The following is a 20,697-nucleotide window of genomic DNA, read 5'->3' as shown; positions in this document are numbered from 1 at the left end:
GTTCCAGGAGGGAGGGCGGTGGTGACGAACTTTCCGCCGGTCGACGACTACATCAACTGGCTGGACGACACCCGGGACTGCTTCGCCCCCGGTGCGCGCTTCCACGCCGCCGAGGTGGAGCCGCACACCGACGGCCTCCCCCGCGGGCGGACCGGCCGGTTCGGCGTCGTCTTCAAGATGACCGCGGCGAACCAGTTCTACGCGCTCAAGTGCTTCACCGAACCGGACCCCGACCGCGCCGGCCGCTACCGGCTGCTCACCGAGCGGCTCGCCGGCGCGTCCATGAACTGGGTCGTCCCCGTCGAGTTCGACGAGCGCGGCATCAAGGGCTGGGACGGGCGCTGGTGGCCGACCGTGACGATGCCCTGGGTGGGCGGCAGCCCGCTGGTCGACTGGCTGGACGACCACAGGGGCGACCGGGCGGCGGTCGAGCGCTGCCGGATGGACTTCGCCAGGACCATGGCGTCCCTGGAGGACAGCGGGCTGGCGCACGGCGACCTGCAGCCCGACAACGTGCTGGTCGAGGCGGGCGACCGGATCCGCCTGATCGACTACGACGGCATGTTCGTGCCGGGGCTGCACAACCTGGAGCTGAGGCAGTCGGGCATCAGCAGCTTCCAGCACCCGGCGTGGCCCGAACACGGCCGCCTGGGCCCGACGATGGACCGCTTCCCCGCGCGCCTGATCCATCTCAGCCTGCTGGCCCTCACCTACGACCCCGGCCTGTGGACCGAGCTGCACACCGACGGGTCGCACGCCCTGTTCTTCGAGGCCGACGACCTCTCCGACCCCGGGCGCTCGGAGCGGATCGCGAGGCTGTGGGGGATTCCGGACGCGACGATCCACCGGGAACTGGTGCAGCTCACCAAGGATCTGCGGCACCGCACCGGGGTGATGTCCATCCCGCCCCTCGACCCCGTCTACCGGCGGCTGGACCCGCTGGGGTTCGTCGCCTCCCCCCGCCCGCGCGCCACCGGTCTTCCAGGAGCCGGTGCCCGACCCGGGCCACGCACCACCGGCGCACAGCACCGCCGCCCGCCAGGCGGCACGGTTCCGGCGCCCTGGTCGCCCCCGGCCCACCCGACCGTGCCCGGACCGTCCACACCCCCGCGCCAACGACGCAAGCCCCACTACGCCTTCGCCGGAGTCTTCCTCGCCCTCCTCGTCCTGGTGGTGCTGACCCTCATCCTGTGATCCGGATGATCGTGGAGGGGGCTCCCTGGCTGGTCAGCTTCGAGTAGGGGCAGAGGGCGGTCGCTTCCGCGAGCAGGCGGGCGGCGGTCTCGCGTTCCACTCCGGGCCAGCTCACCACGAGGTCGGGCCGCAGCTGGTAGCCGCCGTCGCCGGGGTCGCGGCCGAACGCCACGGAGGCCTCGATCGTGATCGGGGCGGGGTCGAGCGCGTGCCGGCGGGCCACCAGGCTGAGCGCGCCGTGGAGGCAGGCGGCGAAGGCCGCGGCGAACAGCTGTTCGGGGTTGGGCCCGGTGGTGTCGCCGCCCAGTTCGCGGGGCACGCGCAGGCCCAGGTCGAGGGCGCCGTCGGAGGAGCGGGCCCTGCCGGTCGCGCGGCCGTGGCTGGAACCGCCGCCGCTCACGGTGACGTGCGCGGTGTAGAGCGGCTTGAACGCGTGGCCGTCGTCCGCGGGCGGGGCAACCGGGTCGTGCATCAGTTCCGCCTCTCCTGCCAGCGCCGCAGCTTGTCGGGGTTCAGCACGATCCATACGGCGGTGACCTCGGCCCCGGCGACGCTCACGCTGACCACCGCGACCGCCCGGCCCGCCCGGCGCAGCACCAGACCCGTGCGGCCGTTGACGGACTCGACGGTCGCGACGGTGCGGGGCCGGCCGGTCAGCAGCGCCGTGACGAAGCGGGCTACCGCGTCCGCGCCGCGGGTCGGGTGGATCGCGGCGCGCACCTGGCCGCCGCCGTCGCTGACCACCATCGCGTCGGCGGCCAGGACCGCTTCCAGCGCCGCGGTGTCCCCCGTGCCGCAGGCCGCCGCGAACCGGCGCACGACGTGATCGTGCCTCCCGAGCAGGGCCGGGTCGGAGACGTCCTGCCGGGGGTGCCGCCGCGCCCAGGCGGTGACCGGGTCGGGGGCGGGGCGGAGGGCCGGGCCGGCGGGCAACGGGGACGCGGACACCAGCAGTTGCAGGCAGATGCCTCCCGCGACACGTGTGAGCCAGGCCCGGGGCACCGCGATGCCCTCGCGTTCGCCGTCGTCGAGGGCGTACCAGCGGCGGTAGGTCTCGTGGACGATCCGCTCCGCGGCCCCCGCGCCGAACATCCACACGGCGATCTCCAGCAGGTGCCGCCGTTCGTCGAGCATCTCCGCCAGCGAGGAGGCGGCGCCCGAGCCGGTCATGGCCGCCCGTCCTCGTGGTCCCGCGTCCGCGCGGCGGTGATCTTGGAGGGGTTCATCATCCACAGGACCTGGTCGATGCGGTCGTCGGAGCCGTTGACGGTGAGGACCGTGAACATCTCGCCGTCGCGGAAGAGCAGGGCGGCCGCCTGACCGTTCACGCTGGCCCAGCGCACGCCGACCCCGCTCCAGAACCGGTCCGAGAACGCCCTGACGTACCTGGCCACGCGGAACGCGCCCACCACGGGGAAGCGCGACGCCCGGACGGCGCCGCCGCCGTCGGAGTAGCTGACCGCGTCCGCGGCGAGGAGCTCCTCCAGGGCGGCGAGGTCCCCGGCGCGGGCGGCGGCGACGAAGGCGGTCAGCAGCCTGCGCTGCTCGGCCCCCGTCACCGGCGCCCGGCGCCCGGACCGCAGGTGCTTGCGGGCCCTGCTGACGAGCTGCCGCGCCGCCACCTCGCTGACCTGGATGATCTCGGCGATCTGCGGATAGGGGTAGTCGAACGCCTCGCGCAGGACGTAGGCGGCGCGTTCGGTGGGCGAGAGCTTCTCCAGCAGGAACAGCACGGCCAGGCCGAGGGCCTCGCCGCGTTCGGCGCCGAGGTGCGGATCCGCGCTGGTGTCGACGGGTTCGGGCAGCCAGGGGCCGACGTAGGTCTCGCGGCGGACCCGCGCGGACTGCAGGACGTTGATCGCGAGCCGGGTGGTCGTCGTCGCCAGGAAGGCGGCGGGATCGGCCACGGTGCCGCGGTCGTAGGTCTGCCAGCGCAGCCAGACGTCCTGCACGAGGTCTTCGGCCTCGGTCGAGCTGCCCAGCATCCGGTACGCGATGCCGAACAGGCGCGGCCGCACGCCGCCGAAGACCTCCGCGGCCCGGTCGAGATCCTCCGGCCCGGTGTCGCCCACGCTGATCGCCCCCGTTCCCCTGGTCATCATGCCTCCCCTACCCGATCGACCGCCTTCGGACAGCTTTGACAGGACAGACCGCCGGTTTGTGACACCGCGCGCCGTCACATCCGGGGGTGAGACCGTTCGGCGGTGGTCGCGCCCGTCCCCTCCTCGCGGAAGTCGATCTTCCGGTGGGTTCCGTCGCACAGCGGCTTGCCGGAGGAATGGCCGCAGCGGCACAGGGTGATCCTGTTCCGGGTCTCCAGCGGCCGGCCGTCCGCGCGCAGCACCGGCACGCCGCCGGTGACCCACAGCGCGCCGGCCAGGCCGCCCTCCTCCTCCAGGACGGAGATCGCCCGCGGGAGGTCCGGCTCGACCGTCTCGCCGCCGCGTTCCAGAGCGTAGCTGTACGACCCGGACGGGCAGTGGTCGATCCGGCCCATGACGGTGGAGCGCACGTCGCTGTCGCCGGTGTCGGCGAGCATCTCGGCGATCGGCCTGGTGCGCCCGAGGCAGAAGGCGGCGTGGACGCACAGCTCCCCGACCCGCTGGGCCGAGATGCCCGTCCCGTCGTGCACGTGCTGAAGTTCCGCGTACGGCCGGACGTCGGCGGACTCGGTGCCGTCGAATCCGATCACGGCGTGCGTCCCGTCGCAGAACGGCTTGGCGCCCGACCGGCCGCAGCGGCACAGCGCGTAGGTGTCCTCGGTCGGCAGGGCGTCGCCGGTCCGCCAGGTCAGCGCGTCGCCCTCGGCGGAGACGATCTTGCGTTTGCGCCTGAGCGGGAGCCCGCCGTACACGAGGTAGGGTCCGCCGGCGAGCACGACGATCCGCTGCCGGTCGCCGGTGCTCCACCGGCGCAGCTCGGGTGCGACGTACTCGAAGGTGGGGCCGGCCGTGGTGCCGTCCTCGTCGGGCATCCGCATGAGTGCCTGGACCTGGGCCCGGAGCCCGTACATGGTGCCGGTGGCGACCGCGAGCAGCCTCGGGCTGCCGTTGAACGCCTGCTCGAGCAGATGCAGGACGGCGCAGTAGGTGTGGTCGAACTCCTCCTGGGCCGTGCGGATGGGGCTGCCCGGGGCGTGATCGGCGCGCCTGGGATCGCGCCTCATCGGCAGGACGCCGTCGAGGTCCACGCTGATGGCCTCGCCGGTGGGGCCGGACCGCGGGGTGTCGCCGCGCCGGTAGCGCCGGCCCGCCCTGAGCTCCTGGAAGCGGTAGTAGTGCGCGACCTCGTCCCGTTCGGGGTGGTGGACGTCGCGGTCGCCGTCCCAGACCTCGCCGCCCGCCAAGCCCTCGCCCTGCTCGACGATCTCCTCCAGCGCGGCCAGCGCCGAGGCCAGGTCGCCGACCGCGACCAGCCGGCCGGCGGTGTTCCGGAAGTGCCCGCCGTGCACCTGGCGGGCCGGATCGCCGCTGAAGACCTCCCGCTCGCCGAGCCGGTCGCACAGGTGGCGCAGGCCGTCCCCGATCGCGGCGTAGAACTGCCCGATCGTCTCATAGCCGTCGTCCTCGGGCGGGGCATCGGGCGGTGCGGGCCGTTCGAGGCGGAGGAACATGTCGAGCGCCTCCGCGCCGAACGGCAGCAGCGACAGCTGGAGGGAGCGGTCGCCGTGCGGCAGCCGCCGGGGGTACGGCTGCAGCATCCGCGGCGTGTCCAGCCGCGGGCTGCCGCCGACGGCGTTGAGCAGGTTCGCGGCCAGCGCCAGATGGAGCATCTCTTCGGCGAAGACGCCGGCCACCACCTGGACGGCCTCGGGATTGCGTTCCGGGTCGAGCGAGTAGAGCGCGCACAGGTACGGCGGCAGGGTCGCGTGCTCCAGCTCGATCGCCCACTGCAGGTGCTCGCGGAGATCGTCGAGCGTCGCGATCCGCGCCGGCGGGACGGGCGCGACGGCGTCCCGCCGCTGGACTGGGTGATTCACAGATGTCTCGTTTCGCCTGTCGAAAAGGGGGAGGGCCAGGGCGCCGTACACGCCCGCCGCCGGCGGGCTCAGGCGCCTTCGGCGGCGCCGCCCTGGTCGGGCCGGGAGCCGCCGTACAGTTCCTCGACCGCGTCGAGAAGGTTGCGCAGCTCGATCTCCTGGCGCTGGACGTCGGCCGGATCGAACAGCCACTCCGAGACCGGCGGGCCGGTGGCCTCCTCCGGGCGGCTGGACTCGGCCAGGGTCAGTTCCGCCTCGACGTCGACCTCGAGTTCGATCTCGAGGTCCTCGTCTCCGGTCGGCGTGCTCATCGTTCCTCCACGTGCGGCTTGGACGGATGTCCGGCCGGCCGGGTAGCGCGGAGGTGCTCGCGCCGGGCGAGTTCCGCCTCGTCCACCAGGGTCAGCATGGGCTGGCCCGGTTCGCAGAGCATCGTGACGGTGAAGCGCAGCGGCACGTCGTCGCGGTTGTTGCCGTCCTGGTAGTGGATGACGTCGCCGCCGGGCTCCCAGAACGCCTCCCCGGCGCGGACGGCCCGCTCCGGCCGCCCCTCGACCTCCAGCAGCATCTCGCCCTCCAGCACGTAGCCGAAGGCCGGGCCCGAGTGCCGGTGCGGCGGCGCGCCGGGGTCGCCCGGCGGGTACTCGATGACCACGGTCATCACGTGCGCCCCCGCCGGGATGAAGGGCGGCTCGGCCTCCTGCAGCGTGGTGAACGCGGTCTGCCACGCGGTCGACCTGGCCTTCGGCTCGGTGCCGGACATGGGATCTCCTCCTTGACTCTTCGATCGAGGGCGCGTCGCTACTCGGCGGCCGCGCTCCCCAGCCAGTCGGCGTACTTGATCTCGCCGAGGGTCGCGCCGTCGACCGGCACGAGGTCCGGCTCGCCCAGCTCGGCCCCGAAGTAGTGCGCGTGCGGGTCGGTGACCACCTCGCGCTTGTCGCCCCAGGCCGTCAGGGCGTCCCGGAAGAACTCGTCCATCCGGAACCGCTCGGGACCGGCGATCTCGATCCGCCCGTTCAGCGGCGTGCCCACCGCGGCCCTGCCGACCGCCCGCGCGACCTCGTCGCCCGCGATGGGCTGGAACGCCACCGGCGGCATCCGGACCGTGTCGCCGTCGGTGGCGCCGTCGGCGATCCTCCGGGCGAACTCGAAGAACTGCGTCGCGTGCACGAGCGAGAACGGGATCGCCGAGTCCTCGATCAGCTTCTCCTGGGCGATCTTCGCCCGGAAGTAGCCGATGTCGGGCCGCCGCTCGGTGCCCACCACCGACAGCGCGACGTGGTGGCCGACCCCGGCCTCCTTCTCCGCGGCCAGCAGGTTGCGGGTGGAGGTCTCGAAGAACTCCAGCACCGCGGCGTCCTCGAAGGACGGGGAGTTGGACACGTCGATCACCACGGACGCGCCGGCCAGGGCCTCGGCCAGCCCCTCGCCGGTGAGCGTGTTGACGCCGGTGTTCGGCGCGGCCGCCACCGCCTCGTGGCCGTGCTCGCCGAGCCCGGCCACGACCTTCGACCCGATCAGGCCGGTGCCGCCGATAACCACGATCTTCATGTCAGGCCCTCCTGTTCGCCGGGCCGCGGTCGCCGCCCGGTCGCCAGCTAAGACAGGGCACCCCGCCGGCCTGTGACAGCTCCGGCGAATTTCGGCGAATCGGACGCCGGCTGTCACAGGCGCGGGCGCTGCCCTGTCTTGTCGGCAGGACGACCATGAGCGACGGGAGCGAGACCGTGCCGCCAGCAGGTGACAGGTACCGGATCCGGGTGCGGATGACCGCGCGCGCGATCGACGAGCCGCACCGCACCTCCAGCCCGCTCGAACTGCTGTTCGATCTCACCTTCGTGGTGGCGGTCGCGGCCGTCACCGCCCAGTTCGCGCACGCCGTCGCCGGCGGGCACGCCCTGGACGGGCTCGTCCCGTTCCTGCAGGTGTTCTTCGCGGTGTGGTGGGCCTGGATGAACTTCACCTGGTTCGCGTCGTCGTACGACACCGACGACATCGCCTACCGGCTGCTGACCATGCTGCAGATGGCCGGCGCCCTGGTCCTGGCGGCGGGCGTGCCGGCCGCGGCCGACCACTCCGACTACCGCGCCGTCACGATCGGCTACTTCATCATGCGGATCGCCCTCGTCGCCCAGTGGCTGCGGGCCGGTGCCGAGGACCCGGCGGGCCGCCCCACCGCCCTGCGGTACGCCGCCGGGATCACCGCGCTGCAGGCGGGCTGGATCCTCCGGCTCGTCCTGGCGGAGACGGGCGCCCTGCCGTCATGGGCGCGGCTGCCGACCTTCGCCGGCCTGGCCGCCCTGGAGATCGCGGTGCCCTGGTGGGCGGAACGCACCAGGAGCACCACCTGGCACCCGCACCACATCGCCGAACGCTACGGCCTGTTCACGATCATCCTGTTCGGCGAGAGCGTCCTCGCCGCGTCCAACGGCGTTCAGGGGGCGCTCGAAGCGGCCGAGGTCAGCGTCTCCCTGATCGTCATCGCCTCCGCCGGGCTCGTCCTGCTGTTCGCCCTCTGGTGGCTCTACTTCCTCGCCCCCGCCGGCGAGGGCCTCAGCGACCGCCGCAAGCGCTCCTACCTGTGGGGATACGGCCACTACGGCATCTTCGCGGCCCTCGCGGCCCTCGGCGCCGGCCTCGAGGTCGCGGTCGAGCAGACCGGGCACGATCTCAAGGCCACGCCCCTGGCGATCTGCTACGCCGTGGCGATCCCGGCCGCGCTGTTCATCGTGCTGCTCTGGCTGGTGCACCGGCCGCTCCTGGCGGAGTCCGTCGTCCATCCCGTCGCGCTGCCGGGCGGCGTCGTCGCCATCCTGCTGCTGCCGCTCGCGGCCTCGCCGGCGGGGGTGGTCGCCGTCGTCGCGGCGATCGCGGCCGTCTGCGTCCTGATGACCGCCGCCACCATCGTCCCGAAGGCCGGCCGGAAACCGTTCCTAAGCAGTGTCCAGGAGTGACATCTGGTGCCGGCTCCCGGGACTGCGCGCATCCCGAACGGTGTTGGATGGGCTGGTCTCCCGCGTTCGCTGAGTCCTCGTCCGGCGACGTGCATCGTGTGCAGGTTCCGTGACGGGTGGGCGGGTTCCCTCACGCCCCCGTGCGCCCGGTCGGGCCTGGGCGGTCCGATGCCCGCGGCGATCGCTCTGGTCGTCGCGGGGCGGTGCCGTCCGTCGCCGGATCGGGTGCCCGAGGGCGCGTCGCCCGATCGCGATACCGGCGGCATCGTGTCGGGACATCTTTCGTTTGCTGCTGGTGAGGGGCTTGCGCCAGTGTTCATCGCCCCAGATCGAGGTGTACGCCGGGTCCACCGCGACGATGGCGAGGTCCTGCTCGGCGGCCATCGAGACCAGTCGGGCTTTGAGCCTGCCGGTCGGGAGTGCGGAGATGAGCTGCCGGAATCGCTTCTTGCGGCCATGCTTCTCGCGGGCCTTCTCGGCGGTGAAGTCCAGGTTCTCGATACCGATCGCCGTGACACCGCACCGCTTGGCCCAGTGCAGCAACCGGCTGATGGCGTGCCGCACCTGGGCGTCGCGGTGGTCTGCGGTGCCGGACAGGTCGTAGCCGAAGCGTTTCGGGTCACCGACAGGGTTGCCGTGCGCATCAAGGCGGTAGGCGGCGAAGTGGTCGGCGTTGGTGTCCACTCCGATCACACCCTGCGCGCACGCCGCCTGGAGAGGGAGGGTGCGTGCGGGGGTGCGCTGCCAGGAGGCAGTGAGGTACCAGCGGTCGCGTTCGGGGTCGTGGTGGATGCGGTAGGCCACCGCCCGGTCGGCCTGGATGCGGTCGGCCCACTCGGCTCCCCGGTGCTGGAAGGCGACGCGGGCGGCCAGGACGTAGCGGCCGTGCGGAGCATTGGCCAGATGGGCCAGCGGGGCGGGGAGCCTGAGGGCCGCCTCCCCGCCGGGGGTGAGGCGGATGGTCTCGTTGCCGTACCGCTTCCCGCTCTCGCCATCGGCGGCCAGGAACGATCGTCCGGCCTCCCAGCGCTCCCGCCACCGCTGCTCGGTCAGCTCGGCATTCTCGAGATGGTGGCGAACGTGGGCAAGCCTCTTGCCGCCGCGCACCACGTGCACGATCCCGGCGTCCCGGTCGGCCCGCTCACCGGTGAGCCGGTCTTTCAGGGCGGCCAGGCGGCGGGACTTGGCGAACCACTCCCGCCGAGACCGGTACCCGCCCGGCGCCCGCCCGGCACCCCTGGCTCCCAAGGGCAGGGACAGCCGGTGCTCCAGCGTCCGCACCCCCGACTCCAGGCCCTGGACGTGCGCGTGCTGGGCGCCGCGGGCCAGGGCCCACTGGTCATGGGTGGCCTTGGTGATCGAACCAGCCCACCGCGACGACGACACCCCGGTCAACTCCCGCTTGCGCGCCGCCCACCGGTCGGCATCATGGTCCAGGCCGTCGCGGCACCGCATCTTCAGATCCCGCGCGGCCAGCGAACCCAGATGCGCCCCCACCAGCCGCAACACCCGCTCGTCCTCAGCCGTCAGGCCCTTGAGACGGTCACGCACCGCCACCCCCGACGGGCCCGCCGCAACGAACGGCGGCGCGATCGTACGCACCCCGCCGTCTGGGGGGCGGGCTGTGCGGCCGGGGGCGACCACACCACTGGAAGCGGTGCGCGACATGACGAACACTTTAAGTGATGAGATTCGAACATGCAATCGACTCGTGCTGCTCGGACACCATGGCGGCATGGTGCGCGGGACGGGGCGGCTGTGGACGGCCGTCGTGCTCATCGCCGCGGTCGGCGTGACGGGATGCTCCGGCGGCGAGGAAGCGGACGGGCCGCGGGCCGCCGGCGGGCCGTCCACGTCAAGCGCGGCGGCCATGCCCGGCGACGGGCAGACGCGGCAGCTGATGGAAACGCTGCGCGGGGGCGGGCACGCGATCGTGTTCCGGCATGCGGCCACGGACCATTCCGACCCGGACGCCGACGAGGTCGATCTCGGCGACTGCGCGACCCAGCGGAACCTCTCCGAGCGGGGCCGGGCCGACTCGCGCGCGATCGGGCAGGCGTTCCGGACGCTGCGCCTCCCGGTGGGCGAGGTACGGACCAGCCGTACTGCCGCACCGCGGAGATGGGCAGGCTGCGTCCGCTGCTGGGCCAGGCGCCGCCGCGCGGGCGCAACACGGTGCCGATCGTCCACGGTCACTACGTGCGCGCCCTGGACGGCATCGAACTGGCCGAGGGCGAGGCCGCGGTCTACCGGATCGCCGGCGGCCGGCACGAGCGGGTCGGCAGGGTCCTGCCCGGCGCCTGGACGTCCTGACGGCGGGGGCTTCGCTAGAAGATCCAGTCGTTGGCGCGCGCCTGTTCGAGCAGCTGGTCCGCCTCCCGGCTCTCGAGCATCTCCAGGCCCCGGACGGCCCAGAACCGCAACGGCTCCTCCCGGCTCTCCAGCTGGTCGCGGAACACCGCCAGCGCCTGTGCGGCGCGGGCCTCGGCGATGAGTTCCAGCAGCCAGCAGCCCAGGTCCTGATCTTCCCGCTCCGCCGCGAACTCCGCGATCAGCTCGTCGACGTACCCGTCCGCGTGCTCGCGCAGGAAGTCGAAGGCCTTCTCCCGGACGCGCGGGTCCCTCTCCCGCATGAGCTGCATGGCCTGATCGAAACGACGCCGCGACATACGCCGACTTTACGGGCGCCCACCGACACAACCGGACGCGTTGATGGAAATGAGGTTCTCGTATTTGAGATTACCACTTGCATAAGTCTACGGAGGCGTCTACTTTCGTGTCGGCAGGCCGCTTCACCATGGAGGCAGACCGTGGCGCACTTCACCAAGCCCGTCGAGGGCAGCTGGACCGATCACTACCCGCATCTGCGGAAGACGCCGACGACCTACGAGGACTCGATCTCACCGGAGTACTACGAGCTCGAGCGCAAGGCGGTGTTCGCCAAGACCTGGCTGAACGTGGGACGCGTCGAGCGGGTGCCCCGCGTCGGGTCCTACTTCACCAAGGAGATCCAGGTCCTCAACACCTCGATCATCATCGTGCGCGGCAAGGACCAGCGGGTGCGCGCGTTCCACAACGTCTGCCGGCACCGCGGGAACAAGCTGGTGTGGCAGGACTTCCCGGGCGAGGAGGTGCAGGGCACGGCGCGCCAGTTCACCTGCAAGTACCACGCCTGGCGCTACGGCCTGGACGGCGCGTGCACCTTCGTGCAGCAGGAGAGCGAGTTCTTCGACCTCGACAAGGGCGAGTACGGGCTGGTCCCGGTGCACTGCGACGTGTGGGAAGGCTGGATCTTCGTCAACTTCGACCGCGAGTCCGAGCCGCGGCCGCTCAAGGAGTACCTGGGCGCGTACGGCGCCGGGTTCGAGGGCTACCCGTTCCACGAGATGACGCAGGTGCACGAGTACCGCGCCGAGATCGGGGCGAACTGGAAGCTCTACATCGACGCGTTCACCGAGTTCTACCACGCGCCCGTCCTGCACCAGAAGCAGGCGGTCCCGGAGGAGTCGCTGAAGCTGCAGCAGGTCGGTTACGAGGCCCTGCACTACGGGATCGACGGCCCGCACGGCGTCGTCTCCTCGTGGGGCGGCATGGCGCCGCCGAAGGACGAGAAGATGGTCAAGCCGATCGAGCGCAAGCTGCGCAGCGGGCTGTTCGGCCCGTGGGACCCGCCGATCGACATCGACCTGCCGCCGTCGGTCAACCCCGGGCGGCACAAGGCCTGGGGCATGGACTCGTACCTGATCTACCCCAACTGGATGCTGCTGGTCTGGAAGCCGGGCTGGGTGCTGACCTACCACTACTGGCCGACGTCCTACAACACCCACATCTTCGAGGGCACCTGCTACTTCGTGCCGCCGAAGAACGCCTGGGAACGCGTCCAGCAGGAGCTGGCGGTGGTCTCGTTCAAGGAGTACGGGCTGCAGGACGCCAACACCCTCGAGGCGACCCAGAAGATGCTCGAGTCCCGGGTGGTCACCGAGTTCCCGCTCAACGACCAGGAGATCCTGCTCCGGCACCTGCACCAGACGACCGAGCAGTACGTCGCCGACTACGTCAAGCAGCACCCCGAGGCCAAGGACAGCGTGCCCGGCCCGGCGGCCCGGTGAAGAGGAGAACCACGATGGCCGTTTTCCCGCAGCAGTTCGCCGACCTGGAGCCCTTCGCCGACTGGGCCGTCCAGACCGAGAAGGCGCGTTACGCCAAGCGCTTCACCAGCACGATGGAGGAGCTGCAGGCGTTCTACGACGCGGCGTTCCCGCGCCTGGACGACGCCAAGGCCTACCTGGAGAAGGTGTCCCTCGACGACATCAGCGAGGAGGACAAGCACCTGACCTGGCTGTTCTGCGCGCTGTGCACGGTGTCCTTCCCGGTCGAGGTGTGGCGGCAGCCCAAGGTGCCCGACTCGGGCCCCTCCTCGATCGACGCGGTCCGCGAGCCCGCCGTCTAGCCCGCGCGGCTCCGCTGTCTGCCCTCCCATCACCGCCTTCGCGGGCCGGCGCCCCGGCCCGCGGAGGCGGTGATCCGCGTCCGGCTCAGCGCGGCGTGAGACCGGCGTGGAACAGCGTGACGGCGTGCCGGATGTGGCGTTCCTCGTCGTCGGGGTCGCGGCGCAGCCCGAACACGGCGAGCATGGCGGGGAAGCCGGACACCATCGCCAGGAACTGCTCGGCGGCGAGTTCGGGGTCGTCGACGACGATGGCGCCGGCGCGGGCGTGCCGTTCGAGGACGTCGACGACCGAGCGCAGCCGCGGCGACCAGGTCATCGAGTGCGCGGCCTCGGCGAACTCGGGGAAGTGGTGCGCCTCGCTCATCGCGACCCGGGTCAGCCGCGCCACCTGCGGGTCGACGACCCGCGCGATCGCGATCCGCGCGATCGCCGCCAGCGCGGAGGGCAGGTCGTCGGCCACGTCGTCGAGGTCCGGGGCGTCCCAGTTCAGGGTGGACATCGCCCACGGCAGCACCTTGGCGAACAGCGCCCGCTTGTCGGGGTACTTGGCGTAGAGCGTGCGCTTGCTGATGCCCGCCGCGCGGGCGATCTCCTCCATCGTCGCGCCCTCGAAGCCGCGGTCGGAGAACACCTCCAGCGCCGCCTCGCGCAGGCGCCGTTCCAGCTCGGCGGCCTCGGCCCGCGTGGGCCGACCGGTTCTGAGGTGCTGTCCCATGGCATGAAGTATGACCGCCCGCGCGGGATCCCCCGGGCCGGGGCCCGGCCCATTGACCGAAAGTAAACGCGAACGTATATTTCCGGGGAGACCCGGGGAGGGACATTGGGCACCACCGCACAACCGGCCGCACTCGATGCCGGCGATGTCGCCGCGTGGACGGAGCGTCCGCACGAAGAACTGCTGGGACTCGCACGAGACGTCGTGGAGCCGGTCCAGCGCGAGGTGCTGCGGCGGCGGTTCGAGGCGCTGCGCCCGCGCGTGGAGGCGCTGGGCAGGCTGGCCGAGCGGCAGGACGTCGGGCGGATCGACGGCCTGGACGACGTCGTCCCCGTCATGTTCGACCACAAGGTCTACAAGAGCTATCCGCTCAGCCTGATCGAGAAGCGGCGGTTCACCCGCCTGACCGCGTGGCTGAACCGGCTGACCACCCACGACCTGCTCCAGACGCCGGTGGACGACCTGCGCTCGGTCGACGACTGGCTCACCCGCCTCGACGACGACGGCATGATCATCGGCCATTCCACCGGCACGACGGGGAAGCTGAGCTTCATCCCGCGGTCCCGGGTCGAGTGGCCGGCCTGGCGCAACGCGCACTTCCTGGCGATGCGGGCCGCGCTCGGCGTCGACGTCCGCCAGGTGAAGATCCCGTCGTTCTCCGCCGGATACCGCAGCGGCCACCAGATGATGACGAAGATGGGCCGGCTGATGGCGGGGGCGCAGGCCGGCGGCGACGAGGCCCGCCACATGCTCCACGACTACCCGCTGTCGTCGGACCTGCTGTCGCTCGCCGGGCGCCTGCAGGCCGCCGAGGAGCGCGGCGAGCTGGACGAGCTGGAGATCGACCCGAAGATCATCGAGGAGCGGCGGCAGCTCATCGAGGCGAGCCGCCATCGCGACGACGACCTGCAGAAATGGTTCGCCAGACTGGCCGAGGAGTTCCGCGGGCAGCGGGTGCGCATCGGCGGCACGTCCGCCGACCTGGTCCGGCTCGCGCTCAGCGGGCGCGAGCAGGGCGTCGGGTGCGAGTTCGCGCCCGACTCCATCCTGATGGCGGGCGGCGGCTTCAAGGGTTTCAAGGACGCCCCGGCCGACTGGCAGGACCTGCTCAAAGACTTCTTCGGCATCGACCGCGTCGCGAGCATGTACGGGATGTCCGAGTGCATGGGCACCGCCCCGAAATGCTCGGCCGAGTACTACCACTTCCTCCCCTACACCCTGCCGATCGTCCTGGACGAGGACGCGAGGCCGCTGCCGCGCGAAGGCGTGCGGACCGGCCGGCTCGCGCTGTTCGACCTGCTGGCCGAGACGTACTGGGGCGGCTTCATCTCCGGCGACCGCGTCACGATCTACTGGGACGATGCGTGCGCGTGCGGCTGGAAGGGCCCGCGCATCGACGGCGGCATCGTGCGGTTCTCCGAGCTGGAGGGCGGCGACGACAAGATCACCTGCGCGGGGACGGCGAAGGCGTACAACGACTTCATGGACTACGTGAGCGGAGCGTGACCCCCATGTCCCGGACGGCCGCCCCGGAGACGGCGACGAGCGTGCTCGACATCCCCATCGTGATCCGCGGCCGCGTCATCGAGCCCGGCGACGACGCGATCGTGTTCGGAGGCCGCGGCGGTGCCGCCTTCCGCCAGGCCGACCCGCGCCGGTACGCCCGCGAGCTGGTGCTCGCCAGCCCCGGCGACCTCAAGGACCTGTACGACACGCCGATCGACGAGATCATCGACTTCCTCGCCGAGCTCGGCGGGCGCCTCACCCTGGACAACCCGCTGATGCGCAAGGCGTTCGACCTCGCGCTCGAGGCCGGCGACATGACCGAGCCGGTGCTGCGCCCGATCTACGAGCAGTTCCCCCGGATGTTCGACCGGGACCGGCTGGGCGCGCAGATCGACGCCAAGGTGGGCAAGGACTACCTGGACGGATGGGTCGAGCAGGGCGGGCCCGGCCGCTCCCTGGTCCGGATCCGGGCCGTCGGGACGCGGCAGCTGCACATCATCGCCGGCAACGTCCCGGTCACGGCCGGCATCACGATCGTCCGCGGCGCGCTGACCAAGGGCGACACGCTGGTCAAGACGCCCTCGAACGACCCGTTCACCGCCGCGGCGATCATCCGCACCATGGTCGAGCTGGACCCGGACCACCCGGTCACCCGGCATTTCGCCGTCGCCTACTGGAAGGGCGGCGACGCGGAGGTCGAACGGCAGGTGATCACGCCGAACCGGATCGAGAAGCTCACCGCCTGGGGCGGGACGGCGTCCATGACGCACATCCAGAAGTACCTCGTGCCCGGCATCGAGCTCATCGCGATGAACCCCAAGCTCTCGATCTCCATCATCGGCCGCGAGGCGCTGGAGGGCGAGGAGGCCAGGGACCGGGCCGCGCTCGGCGTCGCCCGGATGGCCGGCCACATGAACCAGACCGCCTGCGCCAGCACCCGCGTCGTCTACGTCGAGTGCACCGACGACGAGGACGACCTGGCCCTCCTCGAGGACTTCGGGCACGCCGTCCACCGGGCCTTCCTCGCCCTTCCGCCGCACGAGTCGACGGCGCCCAAGCGCCCCGCGCCCGACCTGGAGGAGGAACTGCGCGCGATCGCCCTCGACGAGGAGTTCTACCGGGTCATCGGCGACACCTCCAGCGCGGGCGTCGTCATCTCCCGCACCGCCGACGAGCCGGTCGAGTTCGCCCGGCAGCTCGGCAACCGCATCGTCAACCTCGTCCCGGTCCCCGACATCACCAAGGTCCCGCGCTGGGTCAGCGAGGAGACCCAGACCGTCGGCATCTTCCCCGAGTCGCTGCGCCGGAGGCTGCGCGACGGCCTCGCCCTCCACGGCGTCCAGCGCACGCAGCCGATCGACCGGTCGATGCAGATGAACGATCTCGATCCCAGCCAGACCGTCCGGTTGCCCCACGACGGCACCGAGCCGTTCCGCCGGTCGGTGCGCTGGGTCGTCGACACCTCGGCCGAGGCGGTCTAGCCATGGAACTCCGCCGGCTCGGCCGCAGCGGCCTGTACGTGTCGGAATTCGCGCTCGGCGCGATGACCTTCGGCATGAAGGACTGGGGGTGCGACGAGGACACCGCGGTCCGCCTCGTCGACCGCTACCTGGACGCGGGCGGCAACTTCCTCGACACCGCCGACGGCTACCCGGGGTCGGAGGAGATCTGCGGGCGCGCGCTCAAAGGCAAACGCTCCCGGGTCGTGGTCGCCACCAAGTTCGGGATGCCGACCGGGCGCGGCCCGCACGACCGCGGCGGGAGCCGTATCAACATCCGGCGGGCCTGCGAGCGGAGCCTGCGCCGCCTGGGCACCGACTACATCGACCTCTACCAGCTGCACGTGGACGACGAGGCGACCCCGCTGGAGGAGACCGTCGCGGCGCTCGACGACCTCGTGCGTGCCGGAAAGGTCCTCTACGTGGGCGCGTCCAACCTGCGCGCCTACCGCCTGATGAAGGCGCTCGCCATCAGCGACCGCCTCGGCGCGGCGCGGTTCGTGTCCTTCCAGGGCCAGTACAACCTGATCGTCCGCACGCTGGAGCGCGAGCACGTCCGGCTCTTCGCCGAGGAGGGCCTCGGCCTCATCACCTGGAGCCCGCTGGCGGCCGGAATGCTGACGGGCAAGCTCCGCCAGGGTGCCGAGCCGCCCGCGACACGGCTGGCGCAGCGGGAGGTCGCGTTCGACTCGCTGGTCAAGAACGACCGGGGCTTCGGCATCGTCGACCTCGTCCGCCGGGCCGCCGCCCGGATCGGCTGCACTCCCGCGCAGCTCGCGCTCGCCTGGCAGCGCACCAGGCCGGTGACCGCGACGATCGTCGGCGCGCGCACCGAACGGCAGCTGGAGGACAACCTCGGCGCCCTCCACGTGCGGATTCCCGCCGAGATCCTGGACGAACTCGACCAGGCCACCGCCCCGCCGCCCGAGTACCCCGGAACCTTCATCGACATCTTCCAGGGCTGGCTGCGCGGCGGCACCCTCCTGCAGTAACACATGTGAACGCTCCCGTATATTTATTGCACACCCACCGCCCGAGAGGACCCCGGTATGCCACAGCCGCCTGAGGAGAAGGTCGCCATCGTCACCGGCGCCGCGTCGGGCATCGGGCTCGCGATCGCCGAGCGGCTGGCACGCGACGGCGCGAGGACCGCGCTGTTCGACCTCGACGGCGACGCGGCCGAGACGGCCGCGGCCAAGATCCGCGGCGGCGGGGGCCGGGCGGTCGCGGTCCCCGCCGACGTCGCCGACCGCGACGCCGTCGCCCGCGGCCTCGAGGAGGTCCGCGACCGCTTCGGGCCCGTCACCATCCTCGTCAACAACGCCGGAAAGGAGGGCTTCCGCCGCTTCCTGGACATCTCACCGGAGAAGTGGAACGAGATGCTCGCCATCAACCTGACCGGGACGTTCCACTGCTGCCAGCTGGTGCTGCCGGACATGATCGCGGCCGGGTGGGGGCGCATCGTCAACATCTCCTCCTCCAGCACCCACGGCGGCCAGCCGTACATGGCGCACTACGTCGCCTCCAAGACCGGGATGGTCGGCCTCACCAAGTCGCTCGCCCTGGAGTTCGGCCCCGACGGCGTCACCGTGAACACGATCCCGCCCGGGTTCATCGACACCCCGATGACGCGGCGCAACGACGCGCGGGGCAGGTTCGGACCGGGCGGCATCGAGGAGGCCATCTCCCGGACCCCCGTCGGCCGCGCGGGCAGACCGGAGGACATCGCGGCGGCCTGCGCCTTCCTCGTCTCGGACGAGGCGGGCTACATCACCGGCCAGATCATCGGCGTCAACGGCGGCCGCAACACCAGCTGACGAACGGGCTCCGAGCCCGTGAAGCACCGAGGTCGGTGCCGGGTCGCCAGTGCGGAGTGCGGACAACTGCCGCCCGGGCGTGAAGGTCGGCCTGACGGCCACTATCGGACGCGCGGACCGTGCCGATTTCTCCAGTGAACACTGGCGTCCTTATGGCGGCCGTCCACAGCGGGGAGCGCCTCTACCTCGCGCGGTTCGACGGCACCGCGTTCCAGCCCGTCGCACCGCCGCCCGACGTCGCCTACGCCTACGACACCCGCCTGTGGGCCGGTCCGGCCGGGGTGTGGATCCAGATCAGGGTGCCGGGCCCGGACAGTACGATCAGGCCCGCGCTGTTCCGGCGCGTCGGCGACGCCTGGGAGGCGGACCCGCTCGCCGGCCGGTTGCAGGACGGGCTGTCGGACCTCCAGGCGCGCACCGCCACCGAGGCATGGACCGGAAGCTGCCGCTACAACACCGCCACCGAACGCAGTGAAGCGGTGGTCCTCCACTGGAACGGCTCCGCCTGGACGATGCTGCCGCCGCTCCCCACCGACTCGTGCGTCACCAGCGTCGCGCCCACCGGGGGCGGAACGGTCTGGGCACTCACCTACGACACCCTGTACCGCTGGAACGGCACGACGTGGACCGCTTCGGCCCCCGAAGGCAACTTCGACAACTACGGCAAGAAGGTGCGGCTGGACAAGGACGGCAACCCGCTCGTGATCGTCCCCCGCCCGATCATCTACGGCCGCGCGCCGCTGCTGCGGTACGCGGGCGGCACCTGGCAGACCTTCACCACTCCTGTCGAGACATGGGTCGGCGACCTCTCCGTCGCGCCGGGCGGGCGCATCTGGGTGACGGGGAACACGCTGATCGATTCGCCCGTGATGCTGACCTCTCCCTGAGGGCCGGCCGGTCGCGTTCGGAGAACAGGCCCGGTGTCCGCATGGACATCGGGTCTTTTGCCTGCCGGGGACCCGATGTCCACCACGGCACCGGCATGGGCGAGGCAGGTGGTCAGTGGGACTCGGCGAAACGCTCCGGTGGCCGGCGCGACGCGCCCGGCTGCGCGGTGGTCGATCCCGATCGTCGCGACTCTGGGCCACTCCACGAGTTCTGTGACGCTTTACACATTCATTCTTCTCAAACCGGGCAATATTTCCGAGAAATTCTCAGATGGTGATTCTCGCGCGCGTCGCGGAAGGGACGCAGAACGGCGCGGAACACTAGAGAACGAAAAGGAACACCTTGCGCCCAACTGCTGTGACCTCCGGTTTCGTCGCGCCGCGAAACGGAGTGGAACACCCCGGAACGCTCGCGTAGATCACGCGATGTGCCTGGTTGGTGCCATAATTGCCCGCAGCGAGAAAAGATCAACTGAGGCGAGAACCAGCGACGAAAGCAGCGGCGATGAGCGACGAGCGTCCGTGGAGTCCGGAGGCGCTGCAGGAGTTCATTCGGATTCTGGAGGATTTCCGGCGCGCGTGCGGGCGGCCCAGCCTGCGGAAGATGGAAAGGCTGTCGGAGCAGGTGGCGGAAACGCAGCGGCGGGCCGGCCGCGATCTGCCGTCGCTGTCCCTGGCCACCCTGAGCAACGTGCTCAACGGCCGCCGCAGCGGCCCGCCGGACTGGCGCTGGGTGGCCACCTTCGTACTGACCTGCCAGAGATACGCCGTGAAGGCCGGGCTGATCCCGGCCGACCCGGGCGAGAGCACCCTGCCGCAATGGAACGCGATGCTGCAGGAGGTCTACCTCTCCCCGCCCGACGGGGACACCGGCAACGGCCGGGCGCGGGTCGAAGGCCGTCACACCCGGCCCTTTCCCGGGCTGCCGGCACCGGGCGACCCGCCCGACGCGGGCGGGCCCTCGCTGCCCCTGGCCGCCCCCGTCCACGTCCCCGATCCCGACCAGCCCAGCGTCCGCAACGGGGCGCCGCCGGCCAGGCCCGTCCCGGTCGCCCTGGACGGGCGGGCCCTGCAGGCGATGTCCGAGGAACTGATGCAGGACTACGTCGGCGACCCCGAGGGCACGCCGACGCTGACCGAGCAGCGCATGCTGACCCTCTTCGGCCGGCACGGGGTGCGCCTGGTCCGCGCCGCCGAGAGCGGCGATCCCGAGTCCTGCTTCGAGCTGGGCGTGCTGCTGTGCCTGGAGGAGCGCCCCCAGGAATCACTGGCCTGGCTCATGCAGGCCGAAAGCCGCGGGCACGGCGCCGCCACCGCGCTGATCGAGAGCCTGGTGCCCGCCACCGCGGCCACGGAGCACGCCTACCTGCTGGGCCGCCGAGCGCTGGCCGACGGCGATCTGCAGGCCGCGCAGGTCTACCTGGAACGCGCGGCGCGCCGCCGGCACGTCCGCGCCGCGTTCGAGCTCGGCGCCGCCCTGCCCCACGACCGCGACCAGGCCGTCTACTGGTTCTCCCGCGCCGCCGATCTCGGCCACGACCTCGCCCGGTGGTGGGCCGGCACGCTCGCCGGCCGCGACCCGTCAGGTCCGCGCGCACGGCTCGCCACCGATTAAATAGACACCGCTGTTTGGCAAGGTGTTCACCGGGCCGTCGGGGGCGGTTGGGGGGACCGAGATCCGCCGGCGGTCGGA

21 protein-coding genes are annotated in these 20,697 nt (G+C 71.7%); 11 read left to right on the top strand and 10 right to left on the bottom strand.

Annotation, left to right across the window (positions count from 1 at the left end):
* Nucleotides 1-21: 21 nt before the first annotated feature.
* Nucleotides 22-1,194 (top strand): protein kinase family protein, encoded by a 1,173-nt coding sequence (locus ACZ466_RS39240; protein ID WP_378288363.1) that lies wholly within the window; start codon nucleotides 22-24, stop codon nucleotides 1,192-1,194.
* Here ACZ466_RS39240 and ACZ466_RS39235 read toward each other — a convergent pair.
* From ACZ466_RS39235 to ACZ466_RS39205, 7 genes are all read right to left on the bottom strand, one after another.
* Entirely contained in the window at nucleotides 1,184-1,666 is a 483-nt protein-coding gene (locus ACZ466_RS39235; protein ID WP_378288362.1) for an Ohr family peroxiredoxin, read from the bottom strand. The genes ACZ466_RS39240 and ACZ466_RS39235 overlap by 11 nt on opposite strands.
* Nucleotides 1,666-2,364, bottom strand: a complete 699-nt coding sequence (locus ACZ466_RS39230; protein ID WP_378288361.1) for a sigma-70 family RNA polymerase sigma factor family protein — start codon at nucleotides 2,362-2,364, stop codon at nucleotides 1,666-1,668. Before ACZ466_RS39230 ends, ACZ466_RS39235 begins: the two co-directional genes overlap by 1 nt.
* Nucleotides 2,361-3,296, bottom strand: a complete 936-nt coding sequence (locus ACZ466_RS39225) for an RNA polymerase sigma-70 factor (protein ID WP_464041857.1) — start codon at nucleotides 3,294-3,296, stop codon at nucleotides 2,361-2,363. The genes ACZ466_RS39230 and ACZ466_RS39225 overlap by 4 nt, the downstream gene beginning before the upstream one ends.
* A 74-nt stretch (nucleotides 3,297-3,370) precedes the next feature.
* Nucleotides 3,371-5,173, bottom strand: a complete 1,803-nt coding sequence (locus tag ACZ466_RS39220) for a ferritin-like domain-containing protein (protein ID WP_378288359.1) — start codon at nucleotides 5,171-5,173, stop codon at nucleotides 3,371-3,373.
* A 68-nt stretch (nucleotides 5,174-5,241) separates the two neighbouring features.
* On the bottom strand, nucleotides 5,242-5,484 hold the full coding sequence (locus ACZ466_RS39215; RefSeq protein ID WP_378288358.1) for a hypothetical protein: 243 nt from the start codon (nucleotides 5,482-5,484) through the stop codon (nucleotides 5,242-5,244).
* A complete protein-coding gene (locus ACZ466_RS39210) occupies nucleotides 5,481-5,936 on the bottom strand; it encodes a cupin domain-containing protein (RefSeq protein ID WP_378288357.1) in 456 nt (151 codons plus the stop codon). The genes ACZ466_RS39215 and ACZ466_RS39210 overlap by 4 nt, the downstream gene beginning before the upstream one ends.
* A gap of 38 nt (nucleotides 5,937-5,974) precedes the next feature.
* Nucleotides 5,975-6,727 (bottom strand): SDR family oxidoreductase, encoded by a 753-nt coding sequence (locus tag ACZ466_RS39205; RefSeq protein WP_378288356.1) that lies wholly within the window; start codon nucleotides 6,725-6,727, stop codon nucleotides 5,975-5,977.
* A 155-nt stretch (nucleotides 6,728-6,882) separates the two neighbouring features.
* Between ACZ466_RS39205 and ACZ466_RS39200 the strand changes: the two genes are divergently transcribed.
* Complete coding sequence (locus ACZ466_RS39200; protein WP_378288355.1) at nucleotides 6,883-8,130, top strand: low temperature requirement protein A; 1,248 nt, start codon at nucleotides 6,883-6,885, stop codon at nucleotides 8,128-8,130.
* Here the strand turns inward: ACZ466_RS39200 and ACZ466_RS39195 are convergent.
* Nucleotides 8,110-9,798 (bottom strand): nuclease/transposase family protein, encoded by a 1,689-nt coding sequence (locus ACZ466_RS39195; protein ID WP_464041856.1) that lies wholly within the window; start codon nucleotides 9,796-9,798, stop codon nucleotides 8,110-8,112. The genes ACZ466_RS39200 and ACZ466_RS39195 overlap by 21 nt on opposite strands.
* Nucleotides 9,799-10,251: 453 nt before the next feature.
* Between ACZ466_RS39195 and ACZ466_RS39190 the strand changes: the two genes are divergently transcribed.
* Entirely contained in the window at nucleotides 10,252-10,443 is a 192-nt protein-coding gene (locus ACZ466_RS39190; RefSeq protein ID WP_378286676.1) for a histidine phosphatase family protein, read from the top strand.
* A 14-nt stretch (nucleotides 10,444-10,457) separates the two neighbouring features.
* Here ACZ466_RS39190 and ACZ466_RS39185 read toward each other — a convergent pair whose 3' ends face one another.
* On the bottom strand, nucleotides 10,458-10,799 hold the full coding sequence (locus tag ACZ466_RS39185; RefSeq protein ID WP_378286674.1) for a hypothetical protein: 342 nt from the start codon (nucleotides 10,797-10,799) through the stop codon (nucleotides 10,458-10,460).
* A gap of 141 nt (nucleotides 10,800-10,940) precedes the next feature.
* On the opposite strand from ACZ466_RS39185, the gene ACZ466_RS39180 reads away from it, so the two are divergent.
* On the top strand, nucleotides 10,941-12,239 hold the full coding sequence (locus ACZ466_RS39180) for an aromatic ring-hydroxylating oxygenase subunit alpha (protein ID WP_378286672.1): 1,299 nt from the start codon (nucleotides 10,941-10,943) through the stop codon (nucleotides 12,237-12,239).
* A 14-nt stretch (nucleotides 12,240-12,253) separates the two neighbouring features.
* Entirely contained in the window at nucleotides 12,254-12,580 is a 327-nt protein-coding gene (locus tag ACZ466_RS39175) for a hypothetical protein (protein ID WP_378286671.1), read from the top strand.
* 85 nt (nucleotides 12,581-12,665) lie between these two features.
* Here the strand turns inward: ACZ466_RS39175 and ACZ466_RS39170 are convergent, their stop codons facing one another.
* Nucleotides 12,666-13,295 (bottom strand): TetR/AcrR family transcriptional regulator, encoded by a 630-nt coding sequence (locus ACZ466_RS39170; RefSeq protein WP_378286669.1) that lies wholly within the window; start codon nucleotides 13,293-13,295, stop codon nucleotides 12,666-12,668.
* 105 nt (nucleotides 13,296-13,400) lie between these two features.
* Here ACZ466_RS39170 and ACZ466_RS39165 point away from each other — a divergent pair, with 105 nt between their 5' ends.
* The 6 genes from ACZ466_RS39165 (at nucleotide 13,401) to ACZ466_RS39140 (ending at nucleotide 20,619) form a co-directional block, all read left to right on the top strand.
* Nucleotides 13,401-14,801 carry a hypothetical protein gene (locus ACZ466_RS39165; RefSeq protein WP_378286667.1) on the top strand — a complete coding sequence of 467 codons (1,401 nt, stop codon included), beginning with the start codon at nucleotides 13,401-13,403 and terminating at the stop codon, nucleotides 14,799-14,801.
* A gap of 5 nt (nucleotides 14,802-14,806) precedes the next feature.
* Nucleotides 14,807-16,282, top strand: a complete 1,476-nt coding sequence (locus tag ACZ466_RS39160) for an acyl-CoA reductase (RefSeq protein WP_378286665.1) — start codon at nucleotides 14,807-14,809, stop codon at nucleotides 16,280-16,282.
* Between the two features lie 2 nt (nucleotides 16,283-16,284).
* Nucleotides 16,285-17,292 (top strand): aldo/keto reductase, encoded by a 1,008-nt coding sequence (locus ACZ466_RS39155; RefSeq protein ID WP_378286663.1) that lies wholly within the window; start codon nucleotides 16,285-16,287, stop codon nucleotides 17,290-17,292.
* A 57-nt stretch (nucleotides 17,293-17,349) separates the two neighbouring features.
* On the top strand, nucleotides 17,350-18,117 hold the full coding sequence (locus tag ACZ466_RS39150; RefSeq protein WP_378286661.1) for an SDR family NAD(P)-dependent oxidoreductase: 768 nt from the start codon (nucleotides 17,350-17,352) through the stop codon (nucleotides 18,115-18,117).
* A gap of 134 nt (nucleotides 18,118-18,251) precedes the next feature.
* Complete coding sequence (locus ACZ466_RS39145; protein ID WP_378286659.1) at nucleotides 18,252-19,004, top strand: hypothetical protein; 753 nt, start codon at nucleotides 18,252-18,254, stop codon at nucleotides 19,002-19,004.
* Nucleotides 19,005-19,509: 505 nt separating this feature from the next.
* Entirely contained in the window at nucleotides 19,510-20,619 is a 1,110-nt protein-coding gene (locus ACZ466_RS39140) for an SEL1-like repeat protein (protein ID WP_378286657.1), read from the top strand.
* Nucleotides 20,620-20,697: the final 78 nt, after the last annotated feature.

The organism is Actinomadura rugatobispora (assembly GCF_055379765.1).
This window is presented reverse-complemented; position numbering and strand designations above follow the sequence as displayed.